The sequence below is a fragment of the Methanosarcina sp. genome (genome assembly GCF_049706645.1).
In the GTDB taxonomy this organism is placed as follows: Archaea; Halobacteriota; Methanosarcinia; order Methanosarcinales; family Methanosarcinaceae; genus Methanosarcina.
Genome location: NZ_JBNAKP010000050.1, coordinates 1 through 13,093 on the forward strand (window position 1 = coordinate 1; position 13,093 = coordinate 13,093).

11 protein-coding genes and 1 pseudogene are annotated in these 13,093 nt (G+C 43.0%); 3 read left to right on the plus strand and 9 right to left on the minus strand.

The genetic code is table 11. The features are described from left to right. Nucleotides 1–558: pseudogene (locus ACPK8D_RS14920) on the minus strand (glycosidase); the annotation flags it as partial. Nucleotides 559–1,752: 1,194 nt separating this feature from the next. Between ACPK8D_RS14920 and ACPK8D_RS14925 the strand changes: the two are divergent. After that, nucleotides 1,753–2,850: an alkene reductase gene (locus tag ACPK8D_RS14925; RefSeq protein ID WP_424718647.1), complete on the plus strand. Its 1,098-nt coding sequence runs from the start codon at nt 1,753–1,755 to the stop codon at nt 2,848–2,850. A gap of 335 nt (nt 2,851–3,185) precedes the next feature. Here ACPK8D_RS14925 and prf1 read toward each other — a convergent pair whose 3' ends face one another. Next, the gene (gene prf1 / locus ACPK8D_RS14930; protein ID WP_424718648.1) at nt 3,186–4,433 is read right to left on the minus strand and encodes a peptide chain release factor aRF-1; all 1,248 of its coding nucleotides are present in this window, start codon (nt 4,431–4,433) and stop codon (nt 3,186–3,188) included. Nucleotides 4,434–4,937: 504 nt separating this feature from the next. Here prf1 and ACPK8D_RS14935 point away from each other — a divergent pair. Both ACPK8D_RS14935 and ACPK8D_RS14940 read left to right on the plus strand, forming a co-directional pair. Next, entirely contained in the window at nt 4,938–5,084 is a 147-nt protein-coding gene (locus ACPK8D_RS14935) for a hypothetical protein (RefSeq protein WP_424718649.1), read from the plus strand. 137 nt (nt 5,085–5,221) lie between these two features. Then, nucleotides 5,222–5,608 (plus strand): GNAT family N-acetyltransferase, encoded by a 387-nt coding sequence (locus tag ACPK8D_RS14940; protein ID WP_424718650.1) that lies wholly within the window; start codon nt 5,222–5,224, stop codon nt 5,606–5,608. A 1,070-nt stretch (nt 5,609–6,678) separates the two neighbouring features. On the opposite strand, the gene ACPK8D_RS14945 is transcribed toward ACPK8D_RS14940, so the two are convergent. The 7 genes from ACPK8D_RS14945 to ACPK8D_RS14975 form a co-directional block, all read right to left on the minus strand. Then, nucleotides 6,679–6,891, minus strand: coding sequence for a hypothetical protein (locus ACPK8D_RS14945; RefSeq protein ID WP_424718651.1), 213 nt, complete (start codon nt 6,889–6,891; stop codon nt 6,679–6,681). A 515-nt stretch (nt 6,892–7,406) separates the two neighbouring features. Continuing rightward, complete coding sequence (gene frhB / locus ACPK8D_RS14950; protein ID WP_424718652.1) at nt 7,407–8,282, minus strand: coenzyme F420 hydrogenase subunit beta; 876 nt, start codon at nt 8,280–8,282, stop codon at nt 7,407–7,409. Between the two features lie 10 nt (nt 8,283–8,292). Continuing rightward, nucleotides 8,293–9,156, minus strand: coding sequence for a coenzyme F420 hydrogenase subunit gamma (frhG, locus tag ACPK8D_RS14955; protein ID WP_424718653.1), 864 nt, complete (start codon nt 9,154–9,156; stop codon nt 8,293–8,295). Next, the gene (frhD, locus tag ACPK8D_RS14960; protein ID WP_424718654.1) at nt 9,143–9,622 is read right to left on the minus strand and encodes a coenzyme F420-reducing hydrogenase, FrhD protein; all 480 of its coding nucleotides are present in this window, start codon (nt 9,620–9,622) and stop codon (nt 9,143–9,145) included. Before frhD ends, frhG begins: the two co-directional genes overlap by 14 nt. A 5-nt stretch (nt 9,623–9,627) precedes the next feature. Then, nucleotides 9,628–10,998, minus strand: coding sequence for a coenzyme F420 hydrogenase subunit alpha (gene frhA, locus ACPK8D_RS14965; protein ID WP_424718655.1), 1,371 nt, complete (start codon nt 10,996–10,998; stop codon nt 9,628–9,630). Nucleotides 10,999–11,646: 648 nt separating this feature from the next. After that, nucleotides 11,647–11,820: a hypothetical protein gene (locus ACPK8D_RS14970; protein ID WP_424718656.1), complete on the minus strand. Its 174-nt coding sequence runs from the start codon at nt 11,818–11,820 to the stop codon at nt 11,647–11,649. A gap of 261 nt (nt 11,821–12,081) precedes the next feature. Then, complete coding sequence (locus ACPK8D_RS14975) at nt 12,082–12,732, minus strand: hypothetical protein (RefSeq protein WP_424718657.1); 651 nt, start codon at nt 12,730–12,732, stop codon at nt 12,082–12,084. Between the last annotated feature and the right edge of the window lie 361 nt (nt 12,733–13,093).

Here is a 13,093-nt window from a genome sequence, read left to right on the forward strand (position 1 = left end):
TTCTCCCCAGTATTTCATATCCGGAGAAAAGGATATCCAGATATTTGCCTTCGCACCCGCCATACCAGATACAGGCCTGTGTACCATTGCCCACCTGCCATTAAATCTTACAGGAAAAACAGCAGCATCTTTGTTTTCAGGTGGCAGGGTAGCTCCTACTCGATCAAAATTACGGAAATCCTCTGTAAAGGCAAGCGCTGGCAAGGGACCTGAATCCGAAAAAGCCGTATACGCTACAGCCCATTTTCCCATCTCGTCTATGTAAGTTATACGCGGATCTTCAATGCCGTATATTTCTTCAGGGTAATTTACAGGGTCCGGCATAAAGGTTGGCTCCGGGTCAATTTCCCATCCGTCAATCCCGTTCTCACTCCTGGCTACTGTAAAGTGAGAAAAGCCTCGGTGGTCTTCGACACGCACAATTAATAAAGTTGTCCCGTTAACTATAGCTGCTGCAGGGTTAAATACCGAGTGAGCTCGATATGGCCAATCATCAATGGTAAGTATAGGGTTTTTCGTATTCCTCTGGAACAACTCTCCATGGTCTTTCCACATCATATTATCTACCTCATTCTGCCTTATTTGTTGATAGCAGGCTCTTTTTATTTTGCAGAACCCTGTCACTTACTTTGGGCTGGACGCTGTACTGAAGGACTTATTTGGGCTCTGTATAAATCTTCAGAATAAAGAAGCTCCAATTATTGAGTTGAATGACATTATATATTTATTTCTATATTATCCAGCCTGCTGAAGCTAATTAAAAACCTATCGAAAAATGTGTGACCTCCTGTTATTTCAAAATTTTCCAGGAAGTGTAACCGAACCCAAGAAATGTTATCAGAGGCAAAAAGAGTTAAACTAGTTTCTTAATGACTGGTTTAAAAATCTATGAAGCACAGTGTAATTTAGGAGGAGAAGTTTGAGATTAATTGGCGTCGTTTCTGAAGGTTTCAAAGCGAATATAGTTCGGTGCAATACAGTTTGTGTGTTTGCTATAAAAATGGAAATCAGCATTAACAGGATGTATAAATCTATTACCAACCTCAGTCGATTTAACTTAGAGCCTATCAGAAAAATGTTATTCCTTCTGTATCTAATAATAGTCAACGTATACAAAACAGACAATATAAACAATTGGAGTAAACACTTGATGCTAATTCTGTCTTACGAATGTATGTATCAATTTTCCTTATAGGCTCCTGGTTCTCAATTTTTTTTCAATCAACTCCTCTGAAAACTTCTCTCCATACCCGCGTACTCACGAAGTGAGCAGATATCGGGCCTTGAGGAAGTTTTTGATGATTTGAATCAAGGTATTTCCAGGTAGGTATCTGAACTTTTGGGTGCTGTGTAGTCAACGAAAAACGGACAATTTACTAGCTCGGGCGTAGCTGAAAAGAATTTTTGTCCCCATAGACTACACAGTACCGAAAGGTACTCTATTTATAGACTTACTCCGACTTTTACAAAACGCCAGTTTTGACTTTTCAGAATGTGATTTGGTAGTTTAACTACCCAAGAATTCATCAGGCAAACTGCGAATATTTAAATAAAAATTCCATAATAATTATCATATAAGTTTCTACCCAGAGCTCGTGTTTAGTGATTCAAGGTTAAATTGTAAGCGTCGCACAATGGGGAGGGTGCCAGGCGCTGAGAACCAGTTTAATGATTGCGAGAGCATTGAAGAGATCAATGACATTCTAAGAATTCAACTAAAAAGATAGCTCCTTATTTTGCAGGCTTAACGAGATGGTTATCATGGCAGAAAAACTGGACCTTTTTTCACAGTATCGGATGGGCGATATCACGCTGCCAAATCGAATGATGATGGCGCCGATGACTCGCAACCGCGCAGGGGATGCCGACGTCCCGGTATCACTGATGGTCACTTATTATGTGCAGCGAGCCTCAGCCGGCATGCTTATCACCGAGGGCTCGCAGGTTAGTCCGCAGGGGGTGGGCTACATGCATACACCGGGCATATACTCTGCGGCACAGGTCGCCGGCTGGAAGAAGGTGACGGAAGCCGTCCACCAGGCTGGCGGCAGGATTTTCATACAGCTCTGGCACGTAGGGCGGGTCTCCCACTCCGACTTACTGGGCGGCGCTCTGCCAGTCGCGCCATCCGCGCTACCCGTTGAAGGCTTTGTCCACACACCCGGTGGAAAAAAGCCAATTCCGGTGCCCAGGGCCCTGAAGACCGGCGAGGTACCGGATATAGTCAGGCAGTTCAGGCAGGCGGCGGAGAACGCCAGAACCGCCGGCTTCGACGGTGTAGAAATCCATGGCGCTAACGGCTACCTGCTGGACCAATTCCTGCGGAGCGGGTCCAACAAACGAACCGATAAGTACGGCGGCAGCCTCGAGAACCGGGCCCGTCTGCCGCTTGAGGTCACGAAAGCCGTCATAGAGGTATGGGGCGGCGAGCGTGTCGGGTACCGCATTTCCCCGCACAATACCGCGCATTCTATGTCAGATGCCAATCCCAGGGAGACTTTTTCCTATTTCACCAGAGAGCTGAACAAAACGGGCCTGGGTTACCTTCATTTAATCGAGCCCATCGGAGGCCGGATGGGGTTCGTGTCACCCGAGACACGTCTTGGACCTACCCTGCACAGAATTTTCGAAAGGACGTTCATACTGAACGGCGGCTATGGCCTCCACAGCGGAAACGAAGCAATTGCCAGCGGCGATGCCGACCTGATCGCCTTCGGAGTGCCGTTCCTGGCCAATCCCGACCTGCCAGTGCGCTTCAGGCAGAACGCGCCGCTGAATGAGCCGGACGTTGCCACCTTCTACAGGGGCGGCGCGAAAGGCTACACGGACTATCCGGCCCTGGTCAAATGATATGGCTCAAAGCATGGTACTTGTAGTCGAGGGGACTTTACAGCAAAAGGGACTTAATAGTTGAGGGGACTTATTATAGTAACAATAGATGACTTTGGCGATTGGAAAATTATGTAATCCAGGATTGAAAATGAGATTTTTTTCTTTTTATTCTCTTGTTTCCTTTTAAACAAGTGATTCTGTCAAGTCTACGGGGGATAAAAGTCTACGGGGGATAAGACTTTTTTTCAACTGTTACTATAGAACTCATAAAATTGGGCATTCTCTGTACACTTGACAGTACCGAGTTTTGTATAATTCATGTAATTGATTGACTAATAAACTCATTAACTGAACTATACCCCTGTGCTATATCTAAGGATTGCAGCAATTCCGCCAAAAGCTATCATAAGTTGAGAGCCTTCGTCGAAATCTGTTGATACAAAAACAATCCTTGCATTGCCTCTATCAGCGAGTTCTGAGAACTCACCAACGATATCAATAACATCCGTGACTTCAAGTGCAGAACCACATTCAGGACAATTTCCTGCCACAGGAACAGCTTCACTGGTTTTCCATTTTCTTGTCCTTTTATTCTCATATCCGCAAACACCGCATTTGACAGTTACTCTTTCAGATCGCAGGTTTTCGGAAAGTAAAAGCACATCGACTGCCTTTATTTCAAGATTCGCCCTTACATTGTCTTCTCCATAGGATACTTTACCTGACTCAGTAGCAAGTTCTTTAAAAAATATTTCCATATCTTTCTTTTGCTTAATTAACTCAATACTCTGAAGAATGTCTTCGGCTGCATTTATTAATTCAGAAAACCCCGATTCATCCGTATACCCTGTATCAAACAATCCAAGTACCTTTTTCTGAAGCTCATGATGCAGGAATTCTCCTTCACTGAACTCTTCTTTAGCTGGAGAATGCCCTCCTATGAGAATGCCTTTAAGTTCAGCTGGCTCGACTCCAAGGAATGCCTCACTTGCAGCATCCCCTATTCTTTTGTAGAAATCATGAATAGCAATGCGTCTGAGTTGTTCAAAACGATGTGCACTCTGACCCCCTTTTCTTTGCTTACCAGGGACAGTAGAATGGAGATGTCTAATAACTTCAATTTGCTTACCCACAAGCATTCCGATAGTGGCTTCTCTTAAATCAAGAAGTATGAGCCCATAAGTACTGCACTCTCTAAGCATTTCCTCAAGAGGCTCAAGATAAAAAACGAAATCACGGTGATATATGTAATCTACAACAGATTCAGGAGGAATAAGAGCTTCGTTTTCCATACTTGTCCTGTTAGCTCCAGTATCGACAGTTCCTATAAAATAAGCTATCCCATTTTCCGGTATTTTGTTAAGAGATCTTAACTTTGCCAGCAAAGAATCAAGTGCTCCCTGTACGTTATTGCTGGTAAGTTTAGACTCAATGTTCGAAGCCTGCCCATGTTCTTCTCTCAAATGATTTGTAACATCTGAAATCTTTTTATCAGAGGGGATATAAAGGGAAATTAATTCTGTGCTCCTTCCACTTTTACTTCTTAGAGTTTCAAGCTTCTTTTTAAACACATATTTTTCATATGTACATTGTTCAGCCAATCCAGCTTCCTCCTTCCTTTATACAAAATAATTGAAGGACCTAAAAAATGATATGAAACTACAATATTCACTTATGCTTTACTATGCTTTACTTTTAAAAAAATGTTTTTTAGAATTTCCATTCAAAACTTCCCTCTACGCCCGCATGCTCACGTGTGAGCAGATATAGGGCGGCCACTGGAAAAGAAGAAGAGAAGGAGAGTTGGCAGCTGCCATAAATATTGATTTCGATCTAATTCTGTCACATTTATATATTTGTATGTGTTAAATACAAGTCTTCCTCTAAATTTTCCTTATTTTAAAATTGGCATCAGAGAACTTATTGTGTTTAAATTCTGATGATATTACTGTTTTCCTGAGCAGTATCATTTCTCCTGCCTTCAGCACTTAGACCTGTTACTGCAGTACAGCTGTCTCGCCTGCTGGTGTCAGAAAAAGAGTCATCAATAGGGATATATAAGTATAATAACAGATTATTAAATCACATAAACGGAGGGAATTATTATGGCGAAACCTATTGAGTTCGGGCTTGTCCTTGAAGGAGAGGATGCAAAAGAATTCATAAAAAATGAAAAGAATCCCGTAGTAACCGATGAAATGGTAGAGATGTTCAGGAAAGCTAAAGAGATATATAATAAAAATAGGTTTTGAGTTTGTCTTCTATCATTCCAAATTCCGAACTTACTATATTTCCTCTGGATTAGGGCAATGACTTTTCTTCTTTTAATTGTGCAAGTCCTGAATTAAATGATTTTCTGAAAGAAGATGCTTTTAATGATCAGGAAGATTTGATCAGTAAAACGAATCTATTCTTCTGGAAAAGTGAACTGGTAGGATATATTACTTTAGCAACAGATACAATCGGAACTAAGGAAATATATGTATCAGATGGACTCAAGCGCTATAAGTACAGCAAATATCCAGGAATTAAAATTGCAAGATTGGCAGTAGACTCGAGATTTGAAAAAAGAGGAATAGGCACATACTTATTGTTTGCCGGGATAGGTAAAGCGTTATCAATTTGCAACAGTGTAGGATGCAGATACATTCTTGTAGATTCGAAAAAAGAATCATCGGCTTCTATGAAAAATATGGTTTCAAGCTTGCAGAGAAAAATAAGAAAAAAGATTTCTCTCCGATGTATCTTAACATGCAGCCAATTGTTGCTAAATTAAAGCTTGAGAAAAATTCTAAGTGAACTTTAAACTCTGTCTATTGATTGTCGGCAGTCAATCTTCCATATATTCAGTACAAATTTTTTCAGCTAAGCTCTCTTATTACTGGGGAGCGCAGGATTTCCACGAATATCCAAACTTTTCAAGCTGAGGATGAAGTGAATCCTTGTGGCATTTATGCATACACAATAAAAATTGATAGACCGTTATTTCCGTCTAATATGATATTTTTTTGCACCCCAGATCTTTATCGACTTTCCTGATAGGCTTTTAGTTTTCAAATTTCTTTTTTAAATTAATCTGAGAACTTCTCTCCACGCCCGCATGCTCACTTCGAGCAGATATCGGGCGGTCACTGGCAAAAAAGAGGAAAAGAATCGGCAGCTGCCATAAAAAGCGTGTTATTATTAGAAATGAGAAGTCGTGAAAGATAGATCTATCTGCCGAAGATAAAGGCAACAATTTGATTTTACACAGGTTTTAGTAAAAGCTCTATATTTTTCCGATTTTTAGGCAAAAGTGTTCTCAAATTAGTAGCCAAAATAGCTAAGATGAGAGGTTTTATCAAAACCTATGTATCACACAAGATAGCATTCTGGCACATAATCTTATATCAAATGAAGTCTAAATTAGATTACAGAGTTAAAGAGTGATTATAAACGAAATGTACTTACTTAATATACACACATAGACCAAAAAGTGAAATTAAATACAAATGTGCGATCCTAAAAGATAATTACATACCAACACATGAAGAACTATCAAAGTACTGTAATGTGGAAGGAGAAAGTGCATTCCTTACTTGCCCAAGATTCCTAAAAAGATTAAGATATAAAAAGATGTAAAAATCGTATTTTCCTTCGAACTAGGGAACTTAAATATTTCAGCATAATTAGCAATGTATCAATATTTCAGTAATATGAATAGCTTTCAATCTTTTATTTTCACTGCAAAAGTTAGGATGCATAAATTTTACAATAAAACCTGTGTATCCATAGGCACAATAAATCTGTATTTTTAGAAAAGAAAAAGAATAAAGAGTTAATTGGAATTTACAGAAATCTGATAAATTAAAAGAGACTTTGATTTATTCCATCTTCTATAGCTTTGTTTATTGCAGGAAGGCCATATTCTTTTCCATAGTCTTGATATTCTAAAATAAATGCTTGAGCAATAAGTAAAGTATTTGGCAATTGTTTTTGATATTTTTCATGGATAAATCTAATTAAATCATTAAAAACATGCTTCGGTAATTTCCTCTGATTCATGGCATGTGATGCCATGACATAGTTATGGATTCTAAAAGATAATAATCTTATGTGGTTTTATTAAGAATTATATATTGATACCCTTTGTGCAATTGACAATAATGCTAATCCTCTCAATTTGGCATTTGTGCAAAATACCCATTCTTTTTTTTCTGTGAAATCATAAATTTAAATAAGTTATTGAGTAAAAAGTCCATACTAAAATACATAGGCTTTAAAGTAAAACCTATGTATTTTCGGAAAAATCTAATTTTTTAGGATACTTCGAGATACGAACGTTTACATATAGAAAGTTCGTATTTTAGGAGAAAACCACTAATTTTTCTATCATTATTTTGAATATTTTTTAATAAACATGAACTTTTTAATATTTTGTTCGTATTCTTTTTCTCATAGAATATGCCACAATTTTGAGTTTACGAGATCATATATGGATAAAACAGTGAAATAAAAAATCAGGGATGAGAACCAACCCCATCCCTTTATTCGCTGTAAACAAGCGAATGTTTTCGATGACGAAAAAAAGAGTTTCAGGCGTAAGGATCTCTCAGCGCCTTGTTAACGCCGAAATTCCTGCGCTCCTCTACCGTCTTCCTGTTCTTGTCGATCTTCTCCTTCGCGAGCTTCGTGACGAGCTCGAGGCCGGGCTTTACCTCCTCGATAGGCTTTGTCTCGAACATGCCCGCAGCGACAGCTTTAGACCAAACTTCATTACCCTTCTTGGTGCGGATGAAAACCGTGGACCAGCCATCAGGGCTTCCGACCGAGCCTGTTGAAATGTCGGCGAGGTTGGAGACATAGTCGAGGCAGACGTGGCAGCCGGGCTGCTCATACTTGTGGGTCGCCTTTAGGGGCAGGCTGGCGACGTTCCCGCGGTTAGTGTAGACCCAGAACTTGCCCTTCCCGATATCCATCCTCCTCACGGAGCTGAGGCTCTGCGCCGCATGATCCTCGACAATGGTTTGCAGAGACTCGTATGGGAAGTTCTCCATGCAGAAGAGGCCTACTGTGAAGGCGATCTTTTCCGGGACATCCCGCATGTTGATGGGATAGAGCTGAGCCTTCCTGACTGCTTGCATCTGGCAGCAGACGCCGGTAACTCCGACCCTGTCGAGGCCGAAGGACCGGGTCGCTTCCTTGAGCCAGGAAATCTGGGGGCTGATGCTGTACTTCGTCCCTCGTGCCTTGAGAATGTCCTCGCGACTCATTGCGACGAACGGTTTGGGCTCCCAGGGTCGGTCACCCTCGCCTGCCACAATGGTCCCGTCAATTATCCCCTGTTCCAGGGCATAGACCATGAGAGTGGTGGCAATGCCGCCGTCCTGTGCCTTCTGGAGGATCTCCTTGTCCGTGCTTCTTGCCGAGATGCAGGTTATGTATTTGCCGAGATACGGATCTTCAACCATCTATCTCACCTCACTTAAGCGCTCCAGCGATTATCTCGCTGATGCTCTCGAATTCATCAATCACGTCAAAGTTGAAGAACGACCTCGGGCAGGCGCCGTAGCAGGAGCCGCATTTGATGCAGAGGTCACGCTGACCCTGCGGCTTTCCGAACTCGATTGTGATCGCCCGCACTGGGCAGGATGCAGCGCAGGTGCCGCAGCCCATGCAGAGGCCCTGGTTGATCACGTCGGTCATCAGGTCGCAGAAGCATCCTGACGTGCCGCGCTTCGCAAGGTCCATAAGGGGCTTTAAGTACTTGCCCGCAAGGGCTTTCTGGTCCTCGTTCCCCTCAAGAAGCAGGTAAGCCATGACAGCAACGTTCCTTATGAGCTCCGGGCTCGGGGGGCATCCGGGGATGTAAAGATCCACGTCAATGAGATCCCCGATGGGGAGAAAGGACTCGTGCTGGGGCTGGTTGTGCTGCCCGCCGCGGCTGAACCGGGTGATGTTCCCGTAACTCGCACAGGAGCCAAGGGCCACCACAATCTTGGATTTTCTCCGCGTCTCCTTGATATCCTCCACCGATTCATGGTCCTGGATGCAGACCGATCCCTCGACGAGCGCAACGTCCATCTCCGGGATATGCCTAACGTCGGCGAGCGTGAGGCTGTAGACGAGGTCGGCATAGTCGTCCAGGATCTTGATGAATCCCAAGTTGTTGTCGGCCGCGGACACGAGGCAGCCGGTACAGCCGCTCAAGTGTACATGCCCGAGCTTGATCTTGTTTACCACTGGTTTTATCTCCTTTGTAGCTTCCACCTTTTTCTCCGTCGCAACCTGAGTGGGCTTTGCTTCCCCGCCCATGGTTTTCTTGATGGAGTTAAGCAGTTCCATAGTTCATCCCGATTTCCTTCAATATCTCGAATACAGCATCTGGAATGGCTCTCTGTACCTCGTCTGTAATCCCGATAACCATCTCGGGGGCAGAAACGTATTTCTTCTGGCATGCAAGGATTCGAATTCGAATATCGTCCTTGATGAGCTGGAGTGGTTCGGTCAGATCCCAGGAGTGAGCGTCACGGTAGCTCCCCACGGGGAGCTCGTCAACGGCAAGCCACCTTAGCTCGCCGGGTTCCCCCCCAAAGTCCGCGATATCCACGATGATAAGAATCTTTGTGGACTCGGGATTGAGGAGAGTAAAGACGAAATGGGGCCCCCCGAGCCCTGCGTCAACGACCGTGACGTTCTCGGGAAGCTCGATATCTTTGAGACTCTCCACGACTGCGGGTCCGAACCCATCGTCCGCATAGAGGGGGTTGCCGCAGCCTGCCACCACGATCTCGGAGTACAGCGTTTCCATTCCTTTCACCACTGCATGAGCTTCTGGGCAACTACCTTGTTCTCCTCGTTCATCACGATCATGTGAGTTGCGCACGAGACGCACGGGTCATAGGCCCGGACAACCATCTCGGCTATCTGCCAGGGTGCTCCCGTCAGAGCGCGGCTGCAAGTAGGGAAATTCCAGGTGGTGGGCACAAGCATCTCGTACCACAGCACCTGCCCGTCCTTCACACGTGCGAGGTGGACATCGGTCCCGCGTGGGGCCTCGTTCGCAGCCCAGCCCATGGACCCGTCTCCCTGAGGGATATGGTCAGCGAGCACTTTCCCCGAGGTATTCAGGTTATCAAGGCACTTGAGGATGGTGTAGCAGCAGTCGGGATACTCCAGCTGCCTGGCGATGTGCTGGGCGAAGGTACCCTTCTCGTTGAAGTTCTTGAAAGTGGCGAGCCTGGCCCTCGGGCCGACCTCAACCGGCTGACCGTCGTAGGTCGGAACAGCGTTGCAGGCCTCCATCTGGGGATTGGCCCTGGTGCCGGCCTTCGTGGTGCCGCCAATTGGGTAGCTCGGGTCCTCAAGATCGATGGTTACCTCACCCATATACCAGTCCCATGGCCGGGTCTCCTTCCACCGGGCGAAGTCCCACATGGGCTTCTCGTCCAGACTGGATGAGCCGTACATCGGGGATGTGGCCATAACCCCCTGGTTGTGGTACCCGAGCGTCCTGGGAACCGGGATCTTCTTGCCCGCGACTTCGACGAACTCCCTGTTTTGCATGTCCCTGATGACATTGAGCATGAATTCCATCTGCTCGTGGACAAGGACAAGGGCTTCCTTCGCCAGGTCAGCCATCTTCTGCTTTGCCAGGGGACTCACGTTGCGGTACATCCCGCCTATCCTCGGGTTGGAGGGATGGATCGCCTCGCCGCCTGCTATGGCTCCTATGGTCTGTCCGATCTCGCGAATGCGGATGATTCTTGCAGCAACGCTCCTGACAGGCTCCTCCTTGGTGAACGGATTAAATTTCGTCTCTGTCCCGGGGATGTAAAAGTCCGGGAGGATCAGGATATTGTGCAGGGCCATGCTGTGGAGACGGTTTGCGGCATGGAGAATGATCCGCAGGAGCTTTGCGTCCGTGGGGATTTCGCAGCCGATTGAGGCCTCCATGGCCTCGATACTTGCCAGAGTGTGGGCGATGGGACAGATACCGCAGACCCGAGAAGCAATCTTCGGGACCTGTTCCATTGTCTTACCTATAGCGAGCTTCTCAATACCCCTGACAGGGGTGATGGAGAGCCAGTCTCCTCTCTCGACAATACCCTGATCATCTACCTTCAGGGTGAGCTTGGAGTGGCCTTCATGTCTCGTGGTTGGAGAGATTTCTACAACTTTAGTCAATCTTATGCCTCGTTTTCGATTCGGTGTTATTCAGGCTGTACTGTGTTAAGGCACTCTGTGTGCGATTATTCTAAGATAGTTCCCCGTACATAAAGTACGTTAACCCCTTACTTTCTCCAGCGCGCAGTACCAGTATATCAATATTTAACTTATAATGAAAAAGAGTTGAAAGCGCAATATTACATAAATCCTTTTCTCTATAAAAGAAGGTAATAAAATAAAAAGTATACATTTTCATTTTATAATTAAAGTTTTATATTATTTTTGTTTTTTATATGATAAAGAAAATCTTGAAAATTATCAAAATATACAACTCATAAATATATGCAATGATTACTTATTGCAGTTCAGAACTTGATTAATCAGAAGGCAATTGAAGCACCGGGAAATAAAAAAGAGGTGAAAATTTTGGTAGTGACTTACTTTCAGAAGAAATCTAACTAATGATACTGTTTTTGATGTTCGCAATTCACAAACAGATGCAATAATAGTAGTATCCACACATTCAGATATTAAAAGTTGGTTTAGTCTTCACGCCATGCCTGTTTCTTCACAGACTATTACATGAGCCTGCTCCCAGGGATGGGTTGCTCCCATATTTTTCGATGATTGGCAGGTATAACCACCTTAGAAGCTGGAAGTTATTTATTACAGAGACTCTACTGCAGCCACTTTAGGAGTACTTTCCAGAACAAGCCGGACCACGGAAAGAACTCCGAAAATACTTCTGAAATCTTCAAAGATAGGAGCAAAAGCCAAGGAAGAAACGTCCTGAGTTCCCAAGACAGAAGCTGCAAAGGTAGCAACCTGCAAAGGTAGCATCTGCGAAGACTCCGATAGAAAGAATCTCATGACCCTTCCTTAAAATACAGTAATTTTCCCGTAAAACAATTTCATTTTATTCTGATATACAATAAATTGACCATTTCATTCGCTGCGATTCAGGTAAGAATACAGTAGTTTTCTGTAAATTACTTTATAGAAACTCAGTTAATTCCTTTCTTTAAAAAATGACAACAGAAAGAAAGCTGTCAAAAACTTTCGGTTCTGGTCGCTCATTTTTTCAACCGCCACTACTTTCAACTAATTATCAATAATTTCATTTGACGAAAATATCGCAGTAAATATCAAATATGCAGCCACAAACAGTCCTACTCCTATAATAGTAAATACCCAACTTGGAATAAGTGAGATCGCTTTATCTAAATAATAACCTGCAACACCCATCGTTGTTAAAGCTAAAATAAAACGACCTGTATTAAATATAAGAGGCGGTCTACCATACGGATCTAAGTTAGTAAGAATCACATATATGATAATAATTATAGAAAATAACACAAAAACTCCAAACATTCCAAAATACTCAGAAATACCATATAATGAAACGTTTAACATTGTTTTATATAAAGCACTAAAAAATCCCAGGATAAATAATCCACAAAGAGACCCATTAATTACATAATCGTAAGTAGATTTTTCTTTATATTCGCTATCACTGGCTTCAAAATTCCAATAAGGAATTAAAACAAGTAATCCGGAAAAAATAAACTTAAAATACTCCCAGAATCCATCTTGAGGCGCCGTTAACCAATATTGGACTAAAGAATATACTATTCCAATTTCCCCTATTAAAAAAAGAGCCGAAAAAAGTGTTTTGTTGTAATAATAAAATTCCTCACTGATTACATTTACTATTACAGGTATAAAAGCAAGCACAATACCGAAAACTAGCAAAATATCTTCGATTTTAATATCTCCTTTATTTTATAGGGTTTTTTTAGGAAATTAAAGTAAATAACTGTTTGGAATTTTTATAAAATTAGAAGAGTTGCCATATACAAGCTTATTCTGTGAATGGCAGATATAACCACCTTCATGGAATAAGGGTAGTTACACTAACATTTCCTTTTTTCGGATTCCAGAGTTTTAAGACCATTTTTACTACTGGTATCCTATTTTCATATTTCATTCTGTAAATTTTAGACTTTAAGTTTTGAACTTAGGGGTATGTTTCTTTGAACTCGGTTATTCCATATGTTATAGGAATTCGGGCCCTCCTAAATCAGTGTGTAAACTAAGGGTTTAGAACGCTTAT